The organism is Mesobacillus sp., from assembly GCF_057785455.1.
Map to the genome: position 1 here is coordinate 395,415 of NZ_JBYNSB010000012.1, position 22,042 is coordinate 417,456.

Annotated in this window: 15 protein-coding genes and 1 pseudogene; 3 read left to right on the forward strand and 13 right to left on the reverse strand. The window is 36.8% G+C overall.

Annotated features, from left to right (window positions below):
- Positions 1-139: 139 nt before the first annotated feature.
- The 3 genes from AC3EBE_RS04535 to AC3EBE_RS04545 form a co-directional block, all read right to left on the reverse strand.
- The gene (locus AC3EBE_RS04535) at positions 140-637 is read right to left on the reverse strand and encodes a hypothetical protein (protein WP_488593816.1); all 498 of its coding nucleotides are present in this window, start codon (positions 635-637) and stop codon (positions 140-142) included.
- A 155-nt stretch (positions 638-792) separates the two neighbouring features.
- The gene (locus AC3EBE_RS04540) at positions 793-1,425 is read right to left on the reverse strand and encodes a YczE/YyaS/YitT family protein (RefSeq protein ID WP_488593817.1); all 633 of its coding nucleotides are present in this window, start codon (positions 1,423-1,425) and stop codon (positions 793-795) included.
- Positions 1,426-1,503: 78 nt separating this feature from the next.
- Positions 1,504-2,739 carry a YecA family protein gene (locus AC3EBE_RS04545; RefSeq protein WP_488593818.1) on the reverse strand — a complete coding sequence of 412 codons (1,236 nt, stop codon included), beginning with the start codon at positions 2,737-2,739 and terminating at the stop codon, positions 1,504-1,506.
- A 318-nt stretch (positions 2,740-3,057) separates the two neighbouring features.
- Here AC3EBE_RS04545 and AC3EBE_RS04550 point away from each other — a divergent pair, with 318 nt between their 5' ends.
- Complete coding sequence (locus AC3EBE_RS04550; RefSeq protein WP_488593819.1) at positions 3,058-3,609, forward strand: 2'-5' RNA ligase family protein; 552 nt, start codon at positions 3,058-3,060, stop codon at positions 3,607-3,609.
- Between the two features lie 232 nt (positions 3,610-3,841).
- Here the strand turns inward: AC3EBE_RS04550 and AC3EBE_RS04555 are convergent, their stop codons facing one another.
- Complete coding sequence (locus AC3EBE_RS04555) at positions 3,842-4,477, reverse strand: YczE/YyaS/YitT family protein (RefSeq protein ID WP_488593820.1); 636 nt, start codon at positions 4,475-4,477, stop codon at positions 3,842-3,844.
- Between the two features lie 370 nt (positions 4,478-4,847).
- Between AC3EBE_RS04555 and AC3EBE_RS04560 the strand changes: the two genes are divergently transcribed.
- Complete coding sequence (locus tag AC3EBE_RS04560) at positions 4,848-5,363, forward strand: CBO0543 family protein (RefSeq protein WP_488593821.1); 516 nt, start codon at positions 4,848-4,850, stop codon at positions 5,361-5,363.
- Between the two features lie 499 nt (positions 5,364-5,862).
- On the opposite strand, the gene AC3EBE_RS04565 is transcribed toward AC3EBE_RS04560, so the two are convergent.
- From AC3EBE_RS04565 to AC3EBE_RS04605, 9 genes are all read right to left on the reverse strand, one after another.
- Positions 5,863-7,194: a CoA-disulfide reductase gene (locus AC3EBE_RS04565; RefSeq protein WP_488593822.1), complete on the reverse strand. Its 1,332-nt coding sequence runs from the start codon at positions 7,192-7,194 to the stop codon at positions 5,863-5,865.
- 170 nt (positions 7,195-7,364) lie between these two features.
- Positions 7,365-9,845, reverse strand: coding sequence for an excinuclease ABC subunit UvrA (uvrA, locus tag AC3EBE_RS04570; RefSeq protein WP_488593823.1), 2,481 nt, complete (start codon positions 9,843-9,845; stop codon positions 7,365-7,367).
- A complete protein-coding gene (locus AC3EBE_RS04575) occupies positions 9,803-10,906 on the reverse strand; it encodes a ThiF family adenylyltransferase (protein WP_488593824.1) in 1,104 nt (367 codons plus the stop codon). The genes uvrA and AC3EBE_RS04575 overlap by 43 nt, the downstream gene beginning before the upstream one ends.
- Positions 10,893-12,026, reverse strand: coding sequence for a HesA/MoeB/ThiF family protein (locus AC3EBE_RS04580; RefSeq protein ID WP_488593825.1), 1,134 nt, complete (start codon positions 12,024-12,026; stop codon positions 10,893-10,895). Before AC3EBE_RS04580 ends, AC3EBE_RS04575 begins: the two co-directional genes overlap by 14 nt.
- A gap of 100 nt (positions 12,027-12,126) precedes the next feature.
- Positions 12,127-12,315, reverse strand: a complete 189-nt coding sequence (locus AC3EBE_RS04585; RefSeq protein ID WP_488593826.1) for a hypothetical protein — start codon at positions 12,313-12,315, stop codon at positions 12,127-12,129.
- Between the two features lie 322 nt (positions 12,316-12,637).
- The gene (locus tag AC3EBE_RS04590; RefSeq protein WP_488593827.1) at positions 12,638-15,391 is read right to left on the reverse strand and encodes a DEAD/DEAH box helicase; all 2,754 of its coding nucleotides are present in this window, start codon (positions 15,389-15,391) and stop codon (positions 12,638-12,640) included.
- Between the two features lie 13 nt (positions 15,392-15,404).
- Positions 15,405-16,637 (reverse strand): hypothetical protein, encoded by a 1,233-nt coding sequence (locus AC3EBE_RS04595; RefSeq protein WP_488593828.1) that lies wholly within the window; start codon positions 16,635-16,637, stop codon positions 15,405-15,407.
- A complete protein-coding gene (locus AC3EBE_RS04600; protein WP_488593829.1) occupies positions 16,627-17,385 on the reverse strand; it encodes an OmpA/MotB family protein in 759 nt (252 codons plus the stop codon). The genes AC3EBE_RS04595 and AC3EBE_RS04600 overlap by 11 nt, the downstream gene beginning before the upstream one ends.
- Before the next feature lie 6 nt (positions 17,386-17,391).
- Positions 17,392-19,257, reverse strand: coding sequence for a hypothetical protein (locus AC3EBE_RS04605; RefSeq protein WP_488593830.1), 1,866 nt, complete (start codon positions 19,255-19,257; stop codon positions 17,392-17,394).
- Between the two features lie 694 nt (positions 19,258-19,951).
- Between AC3EBE_RS04605 and AC3EBE_RS04610 the strand changes: the two are divergent.
- A pseudogene (locus AC3EBE_RS04610) lies at positions 19,952-21,818 on the forward strand (type I restriction-modification system subunit M); the annotation flags it as partial.
- Positions 21,819-22,042: the final 224 nt, after the last annotated feature.

Consider the following 22,042-nt stretch of genomic DNA (forward strand, 5'->3'; position numbering starts at 1 on the left):
CGAAGCACGGGGACGTATCTTCTGCTTCCATGGAGCACGGGGACGTATCTTCTGCTTCCATGGAGCACGGGGGCGTTTCTTGTGCTTCCATCATCATTTGCAGCAAAGAAGGAAGCACTGGGTACGTCCCCGTGCTTCTTCATTTGATGTTTTTTACGGCTTCATAATCAGCTGGAAGTTCTTTGATTTTCTTTTCGTCGAAGGCTGCTTTCAGTTTTTGTTTATTTTTCATAAAATGATATTCAATCTTAATCTGCTTAGGAGTAGCTGGAGAGCCTATTCCATCTTTCAGGAAGATATAAAAATAAGCAACGCCGCCTGCGCCAGGCTTTCCGCAGAGCATATATGATTCTATATCTTCCCATCCAATTTCAATATTTCTTCTATCTCGATCAATAATTACACCTGTTTCTGTCACAGTTATTAGCAATGTTGGATTAATTAATTGTTTAAACGAAAAAACAACCCCATATAAGAAAAACAGCTCACCTAATAATAGAACAATCAGCCTCGCCCAAAGCCGCCCAGTCATTTCAACCCCTACACTTGAATAAATATCCTCCCCAATCACAACCACTAAAGGAGTAAACAAAACCAGTATGACAAACAAATAAATTCTGGAAACATAAAACTTCAACTGTTCCACCCCATCAATTCCCTTTGTATAGATTACGAAGGAATATACAAGAAAGTTTCAAAGAAGCACGGGGACGTTTCTTCTGCTTCCATCATCATTAGCAGCAAAAAAGGAAGCACTGGGTACGTCCCCGTGCTTCCTTCCTTCCCCTGTTATTACATAGAAATTGCCTTTTTATTTGTGCTAGTCAACTTTTCTATTAATCTTGTACATGCCTTGTAGGCAGCCTGGAAAATAGGACTCTGGATAAACGTATAAATGAAGGTGAAAATAAAGACCGGCCCGCCCAGTACAAGGGCAACCACCAGCACAATACTCTCAACAATCATTCGCACTCTGCTGATTGAATACCCGAACTTAACTGAAATCGCAAGCATGAATCCGTCTCTTGGCCCTGATCCGATTCGAGCGGCGTTATACATTCCCCCACCAATACCCATGATCAGAATACCGAGCAGCAAGACGAAAACATCAACCAAGAGCGTGGAAGCCTGGGGCAAAACATCCAGCCAGAGAAAAAAGTCAACCATCGGGCCTACCATCAGTGCATTAATAAAGGTACCAATATTAACATAACTGCGATCAATCAAAAGCGTTACAAGAACTAACATGAGACCAAAAATTAAGCTCCACGATCCGATTGACAAACCAAACCGATCATAAAGTGCAAGATTCAATACATCCCACGGGTGGACTCCTAAGTACTTAACCTTAATGGCCACAGCTATACCGTAGCTAAAAAGCAAAAGCCCGACTAAAAAAAAGGGAACTTTTATTTTAAGATTCATTCTCTCACTTCACCTCTTTCAACTTACTTCAAGGAAGCATTAGATACGTCCCTATGCTTCTGCGTCCCTTAGTCTCTGTTATCTCCCACAGCACTTCTTATACTTTTCCCCGCTGCCGCATGGGCAGGGATCGTTTCGTCCTGCCTTCTTCTTTGTAGCTATATCGATGACATTGGAAGCATTTTGCGGCTGATTGAGTGGAAAGACAGACTTTGCTTTTGTATGCTTTTCCCTTTCTTTACGTAATTCTATCGGAAAATAACCTTTCAAGGCCCACATGCGAGTATGGTTGTAAACCTCCATAATGAATGCAGTCAGCTGCTCAAAATATTCTAAGGAAGGAATCTCCAATCTGCTTTGCAGATACTCTAGCAACTTTGCTGGCTGGGAATCTGTGTTGATCAACTCAATCAATTGTTCTGCGATCTCGTCTTTATCCTCAGCTGTCAGGTCATATGACTCTGATAAAAACTGCAGGAACTTCACCATTTCAGGGGACTTATCAACGAACCCCGGTTCTCCAGCTTTTAAAAGCTGTTCCTTTGTAAACGGATAGTATGGAATATCAGGTCTCGCCTTGTGTTCCTTGATTATGCTCTCCGTATTAAGAATACTGTCGGCGGCGATATATCCACCATAGGAATAAGGCAATATCCTTAATCGTCGATAATAATCACTGGCACCCGCAATGACATCGTAATATTTCCTGATATCCACTTCGCCCTTCGTAAAAGCTTCAATTTTATCCAATACTTTTGAAGACTCCATCGCACCATAATAATAAATCATCCCGTGAACAAGCTGAATCCACTCTGTATTTTGGCGGATGCTTTCCTGCAGCTTGACTTGATCGATTTCAGCGAATGAATCAATAATTTCCACCGGCACCATTAATTGCTTATGCCCACCCTTTAGGACAGGATATACAATTCCAAGATCCCTGAGCGATGTAATCTTGAAGCTCGGAAATTGATCATCAACAGGCAGTATTCCCCCATTTTTTATGATCCTTTTTATTAATCCGTACCTTTCCTTGTCAAAAATCGATAAAACCTTCTCGAATCTGGTTGGAATTACACGAGACAGTTCCACTGCCAGTTCTGCTTTTTTCATGGTACTTACTCCACTCAGTCCAAGATGCTTACGGATATTGTCTAATTCATTTTTTGTCAGCATTGGCAAAGCATCGATCAGCCGGTATGGTTCATCAACTTGTATCCAGAGTTTTTCATCCCTTTTCCTCTCTAACTCTTGGTGATGCGCCTTTGCGTGTTCCATTGCTTTTATGAGTTCATTCATCGTTTTTTGATCCATAACTACTCCTTTACCAAAAATCTTCTCTTCCCAGACCTGTCCATGCCAGGAATAATCTGGATCTTAAAAATACTAGTCTTGTATTAACTACTATACCTATTCAATTAACTGTTTTATAGAATCAACGCAACAGCGGGCCCGTTCTGCCGCCTCTTCAGAAGCACAGGGACGCACACTGTGCTCCATCTCTAGTGTTAACCAAATAAGAAGCATAAGATACGTCCCCATGCTCCTTGTTTTATGAATAATAGTTTCATTTGTTTGTTTTGAAATTTTTGGTAGAATTATTAAAACTGAAAATAATAGGGGTAGAGAAGAATGGAAGTGGAGTATTTTATAGGAATTGTCCCACCAGAAGAATACTTAGAACGAATCGAGCATTTTCAAAGTAAATGGATTAACCAATCAGGTGTTGAGCCTCATATAACTTTGAAAGCACAAGGCGGATTAACCCCAGATAAAAAGTGGATAGACAATGTAAGAAAAGTCTGTGATAAATTCAGGCCTTTTCAAGTGTCAATTGATAAGCCACAGTACTTTGGAGCTAACATTTTATATTTGAGTGTTAACTCAAATAATTTACAGAAATTGCATCAAAAAATAGTGCAAGAGATCTCTCCTTCAGAAGACTTAATAAAAAAGTATTTTGAACTCGATGCCTATGTACCTCACTTAACTCTGGGAATAGAACAATACGGTGGAAACATTTCTACTGGACTCTATAAAAAGGAACTAAAAGAAATGGAGGAATTAGCAGATAAAGAATTGACACCATATCCAAACTTTGAAGTGAATTTTATTAGAGTTTATGAACTAAACCTTGAAAAGCAAAGATATGAAAAATATTTAGATATCCCTTTAAACAATTGACCACATTACAAGAAGGAGCACAGGGACGTACCCTGTGCTCCTTCTTTAGTAGTTAACCTGATAGAAGAAGAAGCACTAGATACGTCCCCATGCTTCTACAAGAAAGTTCCAATGATACACGTGGACATTTCTTCCGCTTCCATCATCATTACCTGCAAAAAAGGAAGCACTGGGTACGTCCCCATGCTTCCTGGCTACCTTAAAAAAACAGTAGCAATAGACACGTCTGTTATTACATAGAAATCACCTTTTTGCTCATTGAGCTAGAAATCTTTTCAATCCATCTCGTACACACCTTGTAGGACCCCTGAAAAATAGGACTCTGGATAAATGTATAAATGAAGGTGAAAATAAACACCGGCCCGCCTAGTAATAGGGCAACCACCAGCACCATACACTCAACAATAATTCGTACTCTGCTGATTGAATACCCTAGCTTAACTGAAATCGCAAGCATAAATCCGTCTCTTGGCCCTGATCCGATCCGGGCAGCATTATACATTCCTCCTCCAATCCCCATGATCACAATAGCAAGCAGCAATACTAACACATCAAATATGAGCGTCGAAGCCTGGGGCAAAACATCCAGCCAGAGAAAAAAGTCAACCAATGTGCCAACCATCAATGCATTGATAAAGGTGCCAATATTAACATAAGTACGATCAATCAAAAGAGTTATAAGGACTAACATGATACCAAAAATTACGTTCCATGTTCCGATCGTTAAGCCAAACTTATCATAAAGTGCAATATTCAATACATCCCAGGGATGGACCCCTAAGTACTTAACCTTGATTGCCACAGCTATACCGTAACTAAAAACTATAAGTCCGACAATAAAAAAAGGAATTTGTATTTTAAGATTCATATTATCACTTCATTTCTTTTTACTTGGAATGAACTTAGTTTAAATCAACACGGAAAGCATTTAAAGCAGAAGTTTCCATGAATTAGAAAAAGAAATTAAGTACAAGTGACAGCATAGCACCAGACAGCGAGGGACATCGAGACGGCTCTTGTGTCCTGAAAATCCCTGCTTACGGTAAAAAAAAATCCCTCCTGCCATTAAATTTAAAGGGCCTGCTTTATTTAGCTTCCCTTAAGTTATCTAAGCATCATCATCCAGCTTTATTCCGACTCCCAAATAGGACAAGAATTCCATCCCACTGTTTTCCATAAGTCTAAGGAAGCCTCTTTTCGGAGATAATTTTACTAAAAGTTTAATGAGGTTTTTGGTCATGTATCTATTATTGGTCATTGTTGTTTATATCGTGTTTGCAGTAAAATTCGTTAAATGGAAAAATTGGAAAGAATACTACCCTACGATCCAGTTCTACATAATATGTAATTTATTGTATAACTTCCTGTTTTACCAACACACTTTATGGAAGTACAAAGCCGTTACAGTAGCTTGGTTAAATCACACACTGATCGAAATTACCTTCACATTTTTCATTGTCCCTGTCGTATTGATGCTTTATCTTCAGTATTTTCCAAAAGGTAAGGTACGAGGATTTTTTTATTTTATGATCTGGGTAGCATATTTCTCTGTCATAGAATACCTCTTTGAGGCAAAGGGTCTATTTATTTATGAAAACGGCTGGAACGCCTGGTGGTCTATCTTATTCAACCTCATTACTTTTACAATCATTAAAATCCACTACAAGAATGCATTAGCAGCATTCCTGGTGTCGGTACCCATTATTGCCGTCCTCCTACTGTTTTTTCACCCTGCGTTACACGACTTGAAATAGAAGGTGATGCGATGGATTCACTATCCACTCCATTATTCATATTTTTACTCTTAAGCATATACGTAGGTATGGCCATGTACTTACAAAAACTGAGGAAAAAGAAATAAAAAGGGCTACAGGGAAATTGCAGCAGTCCCACTTATTGCAATTTGCACTTTTTGGGAAGCATTCTCTGCTTATTTAGATAGAACACAGAACATAGTTGAATTCCAAGTGGACTGATTATGAGATGATATGGAATATCTCAACAAGCCAGCAAATCTTAAAGCTCTTCAAAATAACGCTCCTGGAACTTCACCTTCAGGATTTCAGTGAAATAGGCTGCTGGTTCCTCTTGCACGCTCTGAACAAAGCAAAAGGGAAACATTATTTGCTTCCCTTTTCAATCAATAGTTATCAACCTATTCTGGCTCACGGATGAGACACGAGAACCGTCGCTATGTCTCTCCCACACTAAAAATCATTATAAAAAGGAAGCACTAGATACGTCCCCATGCTTCTACTCCACTCTCCTAGCCGCCTGCTGAATAGGATCCCACACCCCATTATACGGGGGAGCATACGCCAGATCTAAATCAAGCAGCTCTTCGGTGGTCATGGAATGGAATATGGCCGTCGCTAGTACATCGATCCGTTTATCGACGCCATTTTCTCCAATAATTTGCCCGCCAAGGACCTTATGTGTCTCATTATGATAGACCAGCTTCACTTTCATTGTTTTATCATCGGGATAATAACCAGCGATATCAGTTGCTGTAATGGTTACAGAGCCACAGGGGATATTCAGCATGTTTGCCTCTTTTTCTGATAGCCCTGTTCTCCCCAGGGTTAAATCGAAAAACTTAATAATGGAAGTGCCTACAATTCCTTTAAAGGTTTTATGTACATCAACCATATTCAATCCGGCGATTTGTCCTTGCTTATTGGCATGTGTTCCCAATGGGACATGGTCATCCTTTTCTTTTACCCGGTGATATTGTGTGGCACAATCTCCTGCAGCGTAGATATCCTCGATACTGGTTTGCATATAGGCATTTACCTGGATCGCACTATTTCCAATTGTTTTGATTCCTGTTCCTTCTAAAAAGGAAGTATTCGGCTTCACACCTACAGCGACCAGCACCAAATCTGTTTCATATTCTCCTTTATCGGTTTTCACAGATTCCACATGGTCACTTCCGCAGAATGCTTCCACGGATTCACCCATTTTTAACGCAATGTTTTGCTTTCCTGCCTCCTCATGAATCAGTTCGGCCATGTCTTTATCAAATATTTTGGCTAATTGCTCATTTCTTTCAATGATCGTTACCTTCTTGCCGAGCTCCGCAAAACTTTCGGCCATTTCAAGCCCAATGTATCCGCCACCAATCACGGTCACATTCTTTATATCTCTTTCCAGATAATCAATTATCGCTTTTGCATCAGGGATGGTTTTTAGTGAGAAAATACCCGGAAGTGTCACACCTTTCCACTCTGGAACGACCGAGCTTACACCAGTTGCAATCAGAAGGCGGTCATATGGAAGGCTAAACGTTTCACTATTACTATGGTTTATTCCACTTACCATTTTATTTTCCACGTCTAACTTTTGGACTTCATGAAATACACGTGCATCAATGCCATACTTTTCTTTATAAGTATACTGAGTGCGCGCGATTAACAGATCTGTGGACTCAATCTTCCCACCGATCACATAAGGCAGACCACATTGTCCGTATGAATACACGCCTCCCTTTTCCAAAACAGTGATTTCATGCCCAGAGCTGTTCCGGACCATTTGCATCGCAGCACTCATACCTGCCGCATCTCCACCAATAATCAGTATTTTCATCTTCATCCCTCCATTCCTTGTGTATCCATTTATTGTTGAGTTTTAAACATTAGGTTTTATATCCATTTATAGGATGTTTTATCTCCTCTTCTGCTTGAACTAATAAACTTTCCGTTTCCATTAAATATTTACAAAAAGAGCATAGGGACCTCCCTATGCTGCTCACCTAACTATCTTTCTATCAACTTAGTTCTCAAATATTGACCCGTTAAAGATTTATCTACCTTTGCTACTTCTTCCGGTGTTCCCTCCGCAACGATATTTCCCCCTGCGTCCCCACCTTCGGGACCTATATCAATTATGTAATCGGAACATTTGATTACATCCAGGTTATGCTCTATTACGATTAATGTATTCCCCCTATTTACTAATTTATCAAAGATGGATATTAACCTTTGTATATCATGGACATGTAGACCTGTTGTTGGTTCATCAAAAATAAATACATCATTTCCAGAATCTTGTAGATAGAGATAACTTGCCAGCTTAATTCTTTGAGCTTCACCACCTGACAAGGTAGTTGAGGGCTGTCCTAGCTTAATATAGCTAAGGCCAACATCAACAAGTGCTTGAAGTTTCCTTACTATTTTCTCTTCTTCCTTAAAAAACTCCAATGCTTCTTCCACAGACATCTCTAGAACATCTGCAATTGATTTGCTTTTATAGGTGATTTGAAGTATTTCCTTTTTATATCTGCTACCCTTACACTCAGGACAAGTAATATAGAGATCAGATACAAAACCCAAGTCAAATTTTAAATATCCTTCACCTTTACATTCATCACATCGTCCACCCTCGACATTAAAACTAAAATCACTCTTTTTATAAGATTTTTTATTAGCTTTAGATAATTGTTCAAATAAATCACGTATATTATCAAATACACCAGTATATGTTGCTGGAGTGGAACGAGGTGTTCGGCCAATAGGTGATTGAGTTACTCGAATAACTTTTCCAACTTCATCAACACCTTCGATTCTGCTAAACCCACTCGGTTCGACTAAATAACCTTTTCCGGTACCAACTGATAATGCTTTGAATAGTAGCTCATTGACCAATGTACTTTTTCCAGATCCTGAAACACCCGTTACCGCTGTTAGAACCCCTAGAGGAAACTTTGCATCAATATCTTTTAAATTATTTTCTTTACAATTATAAATGGTTACAAATCCATTTGCTTTTCTTCTACTTTTCGGTATTTCTATATTTCTTTGATGTGATAAATACTGACCTGTTAAAGAGTTAACATTATTACTAACTTCATCCGCAGTACCTATTGCTAGAATTCTCCCTCCACCATTACCAGCTTCCGGTCCTATATCAATAAGGTAATCCGCAGACATCATTATTTCTTCATCATGCTCTACTACTATTACAGTATTGCCACCTTCCACCAATCTTTTTAACATTCCAATTAGTCGTTCATTATCCCTTTGATGAAGACCTATAGATGGCTCATCTAAAACATATAAGACACCTGACATATCAGAACTAATTTGATTTGCTAATCTCAGCCTTTGAATTTCTCCACCCGACAAGGTTGAAATTGATCTATTTAAGGATAAATAGGAAAGTCCAATTTGTTTCATGAAATATAATCTTTTTTTAATCTCATCTATAATTAAATCTGCAACTTGTTTTTCGACGTCGTCTAGATACTTGAATATTTGTTTATCAAAGAAATCGAATACTTTTCCAACTGATAGGCTAGAAACTTCTCCTATGTTGAGCCCTCCTATAAGGACCTTTAAACTGTCCTTATTAAGCTTAAAACCTTGACAACCTGGGCAATCTTTTTCAATCATAAAACTTTTTAATTTTTCTTTCTTGCTATCTGAAGGAGTTTCTTTATATTTTTTCTTAACATCTTTTATGACACCTTCAAATAAAACAGTACGTGTTCTATATTTCCCCTGATAATTTTTATAACTAATTTTATATTTTTTATCCGGAATTCCATAAAGAAGCTTCTGAATAATATCTTTTTTAAGGTTGCCCACAGGTTTATTCATGTCTATTTCTAAATCTTGTGAAACTTTTTCTAAAAGTTTTATATAATACTGACCTTTTTCTTCACTCCAAGGTAAAATCGAACCTTCATTTAAAGTAAGAGTAGTATTAACTAAGAGACTAGGTTCAACTTCTAAAGTAGTTCCTCTTCCGTTACACTCTTTACATGCACCATAAGGACTATTAAAGGAAAAGTATTTCGGCTCTAAATTTGTCTTTTGACCACTATCATCCTTACCAATCCTACTGAATAATAGTCGAGTATAATTGTGAATATCTGTAATTGTTGCAACCGTAGACTTTGGATTCCTATTAGTATTATTTTGACTTAGGGAAATAGCCGGAGATAAACCTTGGATAGAATCTACATCTGGTTTTGGCATTTGATCAAAAATCCGCCTATTATTGAACGATAATGCCTCGATAAATCTCCTTTGCCCTTCTGCAAAAATAGTATCAAAAGCCAAGGATGATTTACCAGATCCTGATAAACCAGTAATTACTGTTAGTTGATTTTTAGGTATATTAACACTGATGTTTTTTAAGTTATTTGTTCTCGCCCCTTTTATTTGAATAAAATCATTATTATTCACTGCGATTAACCTCTTTTCTCTAGGTATCTTCCATTCTTCCCACACCATTCACAATTAACATCATGTGAAATACCCATATATTGAACATCCATAGAATAAATATCAAATTCGCCACGCCTATTAATATTTGCTGGTTTTATAACTTTGCTTAGTACCTTAATTGCTTCCATTGAAGCTATACTTGCAGAAATAGCACACATAGGTCCAAAACTTCCTATTTTACGATTCTCTATATATAACTTCCTTAAATTAGAAGTTTCAATTTGATTTATTTCTGATAGCTTAGTTTCAAAGCACTTTACACAGGCTGACTTAAAGGGAATAATCGTTTGACCTATTAAAGATAAATGTAAATTATATCCTCCTGCAATAATATGTGGTATTTGATATTTCATACAACTTTCACCAATCCACAATGCCGTTTGATCAACTGTAGGTTTATCTGCACAATTAATAACCAAACTTGCATCTTTAACATATTCATCTATACCAGTTTCATCAATATATTTATAGACCTTATTCACTGAAATTTGTGAATCTATTTCTAGTAAATTTTGTTCCACAACATCTACTTTATTTTTACCCACATCATTTAGGCCAAAGCTTAGTTGCCTATGCAAATTAGTCTTTTCCACTTTATCAGCATCTATTAATGTAAAGCTTTTGACCCCAGACTGTGCAAGTTGAAAAGTCACCCATGTTCCTACGGCACCAAGGCCCACAATTACCACATGGGACCTCCTAATGTTGTTCCATACTTTTATCTTTTCTTCATATACTGAAACATAGTCCTCAATAAAATGTAAAACTCTTCTGAAGCGTTTGTACTCTTCTTTGTTCCATTGTTTATCATTATCGATGATCACATTTTTTCTTTCTAAAAAATTTAACATCTTAATCATGGTTTCTTTAGCTAATGAGTCCATATTATATTCTTGGCAAATTTCATCAATATCTCTTATCCCATCTAATGATAAAATAAGTTTGATAATATTTTCATTTGGAACTTTCATCATAACTTGCCTTCTTGTATTCGTTAGAAAAAACTCTATCACATTATTATCATGAACCACTGAAGAAACAGATGATCTAATTTTAGGCTTCTTCATATACAATCTCCCCACAAGTTTTACATTTTTTATCCCTCTCTACAGATAAATAATTTATATCAAGAGTATCATATAGAAACTCCCCTCTTGATTTACTGTAAGCTTTAAAATCAGTTAGTCCCGCTATGTACTTAATGATTTCGATCACGCCAAAGCTTGCAGAAAACAATGACATACTAGATAACCCACCAATTTCTTCGTAACGTTCTTTTACTGGATGAGGTTTGGGTTTCCAACCTTTTAACGCCTCAGTAAAGTAATCTGCATAACAATCTACACATGGAGTTAAGCCGGGGATGATTAGCTCCCCTGTACTTGCTAAATGTGCATCAAACCCTCCAGCTATATAATGTGCTTTCTTTTGTTTAATACATTCACGAGAAATTTTTAATGATGTATGACCAATATAAGGCTCATCAGCAGTATTAACAATAAAGTCCGACTTACTAATTAATTCTATTATGTCTGTATCAGGTTTCAAAAATTCACGATACTTCTCAACTTTAATCTCAGGATTAATATTAAATAAGTACTTCTCTAAAGCATCGACCTTTGAAATTCCTATATATTTTTCTTTAAAGAATATATGGCGTGATATATCACATTCCTCCACAATGTCTCCGTCAAAAAGTATGAAGTTTTCAACACCACACATTGCTAATTCAGCAGCCATCCATCCTCCCACTGAACCACATCCGAAAATTAAAACACATGATTCCTGAACTTTTTGTTGAGCTTCATATTTTCTAGAAGCTCCTGGTAAAAAATCACCAAAAAAATTAATTTGACGGTCATATCTTTCTTTTACTTCATCCGAAATAAATGGGGCATGAAGACTTGGTTTATTTTCTACAATAATTCCCTTTTGAAATAAAAGCGAAAATACCTTTTTGATAGCTTCTAAATCTATTTCAATATTTGTCTTACCCTCAAGTCTTTCCCTAATATCTAAAATAGACTTTTTCCCATCTATACATTCGATTAATAGTAATGTAAATTTATTCGCTTTAAATTGAAGTTGCTTTCTCGTATTCATAAAGTATATTTGAAGTATATCTTCACCAATTAAATATATGTCTACGGCATCTCGAATTTTAAATATATCCTTTTCCTTTAGCATACCTTAATGTCCTCCCTAAAAGCCCAAACTAATTCATTCTAACTAAATATATAAGAAAGCCTTTTGTATAAATACAAAAGGCTTTCTTAATCAATATTTATTAATATTGAACTACTCCTGAGTTAACCTCTAAAAATGCGCCCCACTCAGCTTCTGTTGCAACTTGACCATTACGAGTACAAACACGTGTACAACAATCAGAACGACTTCCAGAACATCCGTCACTATACTCTGCTAACATCATTGTTTCTTCAACTTCCTCAAATAAGAAATCTTCTGCTTTTAGCATCCCTTGTACCTCCAGATGTATAAAATAATAACTTTATAGGTAAATAGTTACAATTACATATTATGACAGTTTACAACAATAATCAATACTTTCTAACAAGTTCGCAGGATTATTTTCCCTTTAGCATGCCCTTTTTGTCTATATTACTTTTTTAGGTTAACGGTTCTCTTCAACAAAATGCAGTTTTAAAGGATAATCTGATGGATAGAAAAAAAGCGCTACAGCGGGACGGTTATGACGACGCAAAAGCAACATATCTTTACTTATTTCGAGACAACGGAACCGTGCCCTTGTCGCTTTAAAAGAAGCAGAGCGTATTGTCCTAATGCACCTGCATTCCCTTCAATACCTCATCCTCAATCCTGACCTTCTTACTCGGCACTATAACACTAGAGGCCAGTTCCTGCTTTTCTACCAAGATTCGATGAACTATTTGTTCTACGGTACCCTCACGTAATATACCCTGCTGATCTGTAACGATTGGATAATAGACGGTCACCGGCTTATCTTGTCCAATCCGATACACACGATCTGTTGCCTGATTTTCAACTGCAGGGTTCCACCATCTTGTATAATGAATAACATGGTTGGCAGCAGTGATAGTCAGTCCCGTTCCTGCCGCTTTTGGCGAAAGGATCATGGCATCAAAACCTGGTTTGGAGTTAAACATATCTACCACTTCCTGTCTTCTGCCTGTCATACCATTAATAATCAATGGATTTATTTCGAACTTTTCACGAATATATCTACGCAGAAGTTGCTGCATGTTTAGATATTCTGTAAAGATAAGTACCTTTTCCCCTTTTGCCTGGACTTCCTCTATTATTCTCATTGTCTCTTCTAATTTTGGTACTTCTTTAACTGACAGGTTCAAATAACTATCGTTTATTAATGCGGGATGAGAGGATAATGCTTTTAGTTTTTGGATTGCCTCTAAACCGCTCAACATTTTTTGTTTAACAAGCGTGATTACTTCTTTATATAGCTCCATTTGGACAGGTCCCATTGGCACTTCTCTTACCACAATGCTCTTTGGAGGTAACTGATCGCCTAACTCTTTAGATTTAGTCCTTCGTTTGTACACTCTTGAAAGCCTCTCCATTAAGAGTTCTTCAACCTTACCCTCTTGGTCTCCCTCTTCCAACTTGTTAACAAACTCTTTTTTAAATTCACTCAGACTTCCCAGCAATCCCGGCTGGACATAATCCATAATCGACCACAGTTCACTTAAACTGTTTTCAACTGGTGTTCCTGTCATTGCCAAACGGAACCTGGACTTCATTGCCTTAATCACTTTGGAGGCTGCAGTCGAAGGGTTTTTAATTGCCTGCGCTTCATCACAAATGACAGCCTGCCAATCAACCTGGCCAAAAAGCAATTGATCTTTAACAAGCGTTTGGTATGTGGTTAAAGTAATTCCAATACCCTTTAAGAATGAAGGATTTTTTGAACGGTTGCTTCCTGTATGAATGTAAAAGGAATGGAGCAACTCCGGAGAAAACTTTGATAGCTCTTTTTCCCAGTTTCCTATCAGTGTTTTTGGGACAACTATCAGGACAGGTGTTAGCTGACCAATTTTATGCAAATAGGACAGCAATGAGACTACTTGTATGGTCTTTCCCAGCCCCATATCATCTGCTAAAAGCCCTCCGATCCTTCTAAAGTGAAGAGATTTCATCCAAACAAATCCATCCTGCTGAAAAGGCTTTAAGGTTGCCTGAAAAGGATAAGGTGGTAATGGATTTAGAACATCTAGATCCTTAAGCTGCTGCTGCGCTTCCAAAATAGGCTGATTAAATTCAAGGTGATTTATGTTCTCAAATATCTCTAGCACATATGGAAGTTTAGTAATATCCACTACATTATTTAGGTCGCCCACTTCATTTTGGAGTTTTTTAGATGAACTCAAAAATTCCTCAGAATCTTGTGGAACTTTTAGCCATTGTCCGTTCCACTCAATGTATTGATCACCTTGTTCCTTGGCTTTTTCAATCAGACTTTCAATCTCTCCAAAACCAAACGTACCATGATTTTCGCCCTCTTCGTCTAAAACGTTAAAGCCAAGGTCCAATTCAAACCATCCACGCTCTTTCTCACTTGCGTGCACGAAAGGCTGAGCCTTGTACACTTGAATACCAAGATTTTTAACTCGTTCGCTAAAAGCAGTTAGATCAAGATCTTCAATATCAGGCAAAAAAGACTCCGGATTTTCAATGAACCTGGGGATATCCGTTCCTCTAACCGGCTCTAAATCCTTTAATTGTTTTACCTTTTGCTGAACTTCCTGCTGGACAAAGACTTTCTTATTATCATTTCCAGCGGCATAGATACTGGCATTTTTGCTCATTTCTTCCAGAAGGCCTTCTGGAATTTCATCAGCTGATTGATATTTTGGTTCAAAGCTTATTTCTTGATCTTCATGGGATATATCTAAATCAAATTCATTTACAAATAAATATTCCTGCTTTTGAAGATAGTCATCCAAAGGAATATTCATTCGAAGCGCTTTATTCCTAATTTCGGCTACATAAGAAAAGATTTTATTTTTATCTTTCGGATCAGGCATTTCCTCAATTAAAAGCTCTAAATTATAAGGCTCTTCTGCTATTAAAAGTTCTGTGCCATCGTGGAGATTAATCCATGGGCCAATACGGGGCGCACTTTTCTCTATATGCTTCCATTGGCCAAAGCTTTTTTCTAAAACAAATTTGAAATTCTGTAACCCGACAGCTCCTTCGTGGCCAAGCTTCAATTCCAAAGTAGCAGGTTCAGGTATGCCAAGAACTCCCTTCACCTCTGAAGGAAGTTCTTTAAAAACTGAATAAGGCAGCAAGTATCCTTGATTGCTTTCTACCAAAGCTTCATCCAGCCATAACTCTTCTAGTATTTCGAGCAAATCAATGCTTTGTTGCATTTTTAATTCTAAAATGGATAGCTTAAGTGGCAATGTTAATTTGACATTCTCCCGTTTTAGCAAATACTCTATTCCAGCGATTACCTTTTTGGTCTCAATAGTAACTTGCGGGATAATATCATTTTTATTTTCTTTTCGTAAAAAATTGAAAAGTCTTGGCATAATTTATCCCTCATCAATCTACGCTATATAGGTATACCTGCATGTATTCCTCAAACTTTGGTTCCCAATTTCCTCGATGGTCTAATTTGTTAATATAAAGCCTGGTCCCTTGCACTTCCGGTCTTCTATCTTTTAGCATACTTTCTCTTGTTGATATGCTTCTTGTGTTTCTGAATTTATAGCCTTTTTTGAGAGGGAGAATATACTCCTTAAAACCTTTTCGGTGATAAAAATAAGCAGCACCGATATTCCCAAATTCAACGACAACGAATTGTTTAAAATATATAAATGCCACTTTCGGTTCTTTAAGTAATTCCACATCGTCCATATATCTAATAAATCTTTTCCAATAGTTAAAGCGTTTGTTATCCGCGTCCTCTGCAAAGATTTCTTCTAGGTTCTGTCTCAATACCCATCTCTTCACCTGAGAAAATGCTTCTTTTGAGAGAAAACTCCATTCCTCTTCTCTTGTACGTGGATCACCTATCCGGAATTTTATTGCATCATTTATAATGCTTGGGTGGAATTCATCAAAATCCCTTGGTTCTATATATACTTTAAGCATTTCTTTGTAATCATTTGTAGGAAAATGCTCCAACTTACTAGAAACGAAGCCTTCTCCATCTCTGTTTATTATAAAGTTCTCCTGCAGTCCTCTCAGGAACATTTTCTTCGTTATTTCTTCTTCAAGTAGTGACCCTTCCTTTACTTTAAATCCTTTTAACAATTCAACTGCTCTAAACTTTGAGTTAAGAAAAATAGGGGCCAGTCCATCAATAATACTATTAGTGCTTTCAGAAACTGTTTTGAAGACCTTAAGAAATCCATCACTCATTCCTACAAATGTCTCGGTTTCTTTTTGATATGCATTTCGAATTAAGTCTTGTAAAAACTCATCCGAAGTATCATGTTGGAAAAGCTCCCAGGCTGTCCTGCCTACTAAACTAGTATAACGAGCTGTTAATATTTCATTAATTTTATGGCGGGTAGCTTTGCTCTCGTTGGCAAAAGGGTATTCATAGATAAGTATACGTATATCAATTTTTGTCAGTTCTTCTACCAAAGAAGGAAGTTCTTCAATAGAAGTTAATCTTATTCTTTCGAGCAGGTCAGGTAGACGCTTCTCCCCTATACCGGTTGCAATATCTTTTTCAATATTTTTAAACTTTTTCTCAACTTTCGTCCGCTCTGTCTTCAGTTTAGTCGGTGTAAATGTGAAATGGAAAAAGAAATTACTATTTTGCATCTTCTTTTACCATATCTTGAATTTTGTCTAAAAGCTCATCATCTTTAAGTCGGAATTTAAATTCTACCCTTCTAGATTTATCGGCATTTATTTTGCCATCCTTATTTTTTATCGGCATGCTATAAGACCGGCCATTAGCTGTGATGATTTTTGAAAGATCTTCTTTATGAGTGAAATCAGGAAATTCCGGATCATAAATTTTTTGAACAACAGAAAGGGCTCGATCTTGAGATAGATTGAGATTAAAAAGATAACCTCCATCAGTATCGGTATGCCCTTCCACTATGATTTGAGCAATTTCTCCTTTAAATTGGTCAGATAAAAGAACCCCAATATACTTAGGAATAAATTGTTGTAAATATAACTCCCCTGTATTTGAGACTTCACTGCTATTTGATTCAAAAAAAACGCCACCAGAAAAACGAATCGCTCCTGTTTGCCTATCTACTTCCATATTTAAATTTGAGTCTTTGAAAGCTTTAACGAGCTCACTAATAATTTCTGCTTTTACCCCAACTATTTCTTCAATCATCTCATTCTGTTTCTTCAAGGCTTCTTCTTTTTCTGCAATTTTAGCTTTTGATTCTTCATAGCTTGATTGCATATTAAACATTGCAACCATAAGGACCAGTGCAAAAATTATGACTAAAGCTGACATCAAATCTGTATATGATACCCAGAAACTTTCTTTTTCTTCTTCATAGGAGTGAGAAAGATGTCTATTTGCATTCCGATATCCTCTTGCCATAGTTCATCATTCTCCCGTCTTAACCAGTTCTCTAGCATGTTTATTTATTTCTTTAATTGAGTTTTTCAGGGTCCCAACAGCATCAGGTAAATCTTCCACGCCTTCCCGAATGGCCGAAACGCCATTGGACAGATAAGAAACAGATTTAGATAATTCTTCGTCAAACAAAGTAAAAGTTTTCTGCAACCCTAAATGCATGTCACTTGTAAACTGGTTCATTGATTGACTTAGCTGCTTATTTAATCCTTCCATAATTCCTTTTTGAGAATCCCAAGTGTCATTAAGGATTTGAATTCTTTCATCGAACTGTTGAAGTTGGTCTGTTAGCCCGGCATAAAGATCATCCATCATACCGTCCACTTTCTGTCTTTCCTTAGTTGCATAGTCCAAAGTATCTTTGAGATCAGCCTGTAGCTGTGTAAATAGTGAACTATGATTATTAACCTGTTGTAAAATACCATCAACAGCAGTATTAGACTCAACGGCTAAAGCTGACTGATTAGATAGTAATTCTGTCAAATTCTGTTGTTCTTGAGTCAAAGTATTAATCTTTTCTAAATTAGCTTCAAATTTATTATGTAATTCTGTATGAATACCTGTCTGTGAGATAACCAGATCAACATTCGAATTTAAAGCTGTGATATGTTCACTGAATACCTTATCAAAAGCAACTCGCTCTTCAGTCATCCGCTCAAGTAAATCAGATATGGCTGTATGAAGCTGGTTGTTCTTTTCAGTGGTTTCGTTCAATTGAGAAATTGTGTTTTCAAACACTGATTGGTAATCAGTTAATCTCTCTGTAAATCCATGGACTTGTTCAGTCAGAGCGGTAGTCTTTTCTACCATCAGTGATTGTCCCTTGGCAGATTCTTGCATGGATTCTACAAGATCACTCATTTCATCATGAACACGTTTTTGCCATTCGATCGTAGTCTGAAGTGCCTCACCAAGACCCTTCATATGGTCTCCGGTAATTTCGCTTAAGGAAGAAACAAAGTGGTCAACCATTGAATTTATGCCTTCAACTTGATTAGCAGTAGTGTTTTTCATCATATCGCTCATCATAGCCTGTGTCTGTTCCAAGTGCGGTGTTAACGATTGATTAATCGTTTGGGAAATGCCAGAAACCATATTAGGAATCATCACATCACTTAAGAACAATTGAAAATCAGTTATTTGTTTCTCCTGATTTTTATACATTTGGAACAAAACCGTGCTTTCTTCCTGGGTAGGGAACGTTTCATCCATCACTTGACGTATTTCTGAAAAGCTTTTTGTAAGCTTTGGATAGTACATTGTTTTATCAAGTAATTGCCAGACAGCAGACAGCGAAATACCAAAAATGGAGGAGGCAAACTTGATTCTCATCCCACCAAGCAGTACTCCAATCCCCTCTTGCATATCTTCAGATGTCCCTGTTGTGTCTAAACCAGAAACACCAATAGCTATACCAAGAAAAGTCCCAACAATTCCTAAGGCTAAGAATATTCCTGGAATAACCTCAACAAGCTTCCTATTTCCATACTTATTAACAAAAGAGTCTTCTACAAAAAAATCATAAACATCAGGAGTAAAAACAACACCGTTTTGTTTTAAGTTAAGAAACTTTTTATAATAACCATTCCAAGCCGGAATAAATACCTTTTCCAGATAACTGTTTTTCGGCTGGCTTTCGAGCCATGTTTCAAATTCTATAAATCTAGTTGATATATCCCCTATTTGATGAAGTTCGGTAAGCTTATGGATAATCTCCTTTTGGGTTTTTTTTATAGATCGATTAGGAATAATAATATATTTATAACCTACACCAATAAAAATACATACCATCAGGCCAATAATTCCATAGGATAAAAATTCATTCGCAAACTGCATTTATTAAAGCTCCCTCAAAGTAATTTTTTTACATTCCAAGGATAATTATACTGTCGAAAATAATAGTCGTATACAGAAAAATGCAAGTCCGGGATTGGGAGATATAACCAAGTGTTTCTATGAGTTTGGCGCCAGTTACTAGTTGCAAATATAATGATCCACTCACTAAAAAGCGTGGAGTGACAGTTTTCCTATTTAGGCATCTAGCCCAATTCACTAAAATCAATCGGCGGCTACTGTTAAGGCGGTAATTTGCTTATCACCATTCCCTATAATGCCACCCCACTTTTGAAAATAAGGCTGCTCACAAACGAAAGCAGCCCTTCACACAATTAACTATTCACTCGAAATTAGACTTATTCTCTATTAGCAAGTTCATTCGCATTTTATCTCGGCAAATGAATGCAGACGTAGAGCCATCTACATGTTTCTTCAATTGAATCTCTATCATCTATTAAAACCTGCACTATTTATACATTTATAGTCATCTATTTCTCTTGGCGAAATTGTCTGTAACTACTATTACTTTTTGATGTACGAACACTTATAATTGTAGTTAATGTTATCTATTTTGACAGATTAGTAAGTGATATGAGCGATAAAATGAGTTATGCATCATAGAAATTGCTCAAATTATTTCAATCTAGCTGCATAAGAGGTAGATTACAAAAAATTATTAAATGAGGTATATGACATGATTAACTTCCAAGATAAAGTAAACTTCATTTGGTCAATCGCTGAGATTTTACGTGGACCATATAAACCAGAAGACTACGGTAAAATCGTTTTACCATTAGCAGTATTACGTCGTTTTGACTGTGTATTAGAGAGCACAAAAGAGGAAGTATTAGCAAAGGCAGAGCAGTTTGCTTCAATGAATGAAGATGCTCGTGCACCAATTTTAAATCGTGTGTCAAAGCAAAATTTCCATAACACAAGTAAATATGATTTCAACAAGCTATTAACAGATTCAGATAACATCGCTGATAATTTACGTGACTATATAAATGGTTTCTCAAAAGTGGCTCGTGATATTATGGATCACTTTGACTTTGATCGCCAAATTGATAAGCTCGATCAAAATAATTTGTTGTACTTAACGATTAAACGCTTTAGTGAAATCAATTTACATCCAGAAACAGTGTCAAATATCGAGATGGGCTATGTATTTGAGGAATTAATCCGTCGTTTCAATGAAAATGCCGAAGCAGGGGATCACTATACACCACGGGAAGTAATTCGGCTGATGACGCATTTATTATTCTTACATGACGATGCAAGCATTCTAACTAAGCCAGGTTTAACACAAACATTGTATGACTGTGCAGCTGGTACAGGTGGAATGGGTTCTGTAGCACAAGAGTATTTACTTAGTCAAAACCCTACAGCACATTTAGAGTTTTTCGGCCAAGAAATTAATCCTGAATCATATGCAATCTGTAAGGCAGACTTACTCATTAAAGGTGAAGATGCACGTAACATTCGTTTAGGGAACACGTTATCAAATGACCAGTTCCCACGTGATAAATTCGATTACTTAATTTCCAATCCACCGTACGGAGTGGATTGGAAATCATATGAGAAGCGAATTAAAGAAGAACATGAGAAACAAGGTTTTGACGGTCGCTTTGGTCCAGGAACACCAAGAACGAGTGATGGACAGCTACTATTCCTAATGCACTTACTCTCAAAAATGAAGCCAGTCACAGCAGAAAATCCACAAGGCTCTCGTTTAGCAATCATTATGAATGGTTCGCCGTTATTTACAGGTGATGCTGGATCTGGGGAAAGCGAAATTCGTAAGTATGTGCTTGAAAGCGACTTAGTAGAAGGCATCGTGGCACTGCCAAACGACCTTTTTTACAACACAGGTATCGCAACGTACATTTGGATTCTGACAAATAATAAAGCACCCCTTCATAAAGGGAAAGTACGTTTAGTTAACGCCATAGATTTCTCGAAAAAAATGAAAAAGTCTATGGGTAGCAAGCGTAACGAAATTACAGAAGAGCAAATTAACGAGATTGTTCGTTTATACGGAGACGCACAGCCAAACGAGTACGTGAAGATTTTCGATAATGAAGACTTCGGCTATGCAAAAATTACGGTTGAACGACCATTACGCTTAAACTTCCAAGTAAATGAAGAACGCCTTGCACGTGTCGTAGAGGAAAAAGGTTTTGCGAACTTAGCAACATCGAAGAAAAAAGGTGATGCAGGTCATTTTGAAATTGAAGAAGGTAAAAAGCTGCAATCGCAAATTTTATATGTGTTACGAACGCTAGCAAGGGATAAAGCATATAAAAATCGTGACGAATTTACGAAAGTACTAAAGGATGCCTTGAAAGAAGCGGGCATTCCAATTGGTGCACCTGTAATAAAAGCGATTTTAGCTGGTTTATCCGAAAAAGATGAAACAGCGGATGTATGTATGAATAGCAAGGGAGAAATAGAGCCAGATTCTTTCTTAAGAATGTTTGAAACAGTTCCCTTGAAAACGAGTCTGGCGGAGTATTTCGATGAAGAAATTAAGCCTTTCTATAAAGATGCTTGGTTAGATTTAAACTCAAAAAAAATAGAATATAAAATAAATCTTATTAATAAATTTTATAAATTTAAAGAAGATAAATTTGATGAAGAGGCCCTGCTAAAATTTAAAGATGAGTTTACAAAAATCTTATCTGAATTGGTAACTTTGGATAGCAATTTTAAAAGTGTAAACAGAGACAATCAAAATTATTGGGTTAATTTGAAGAATGAAGATTGGACCTTTATTAGAGCCAAA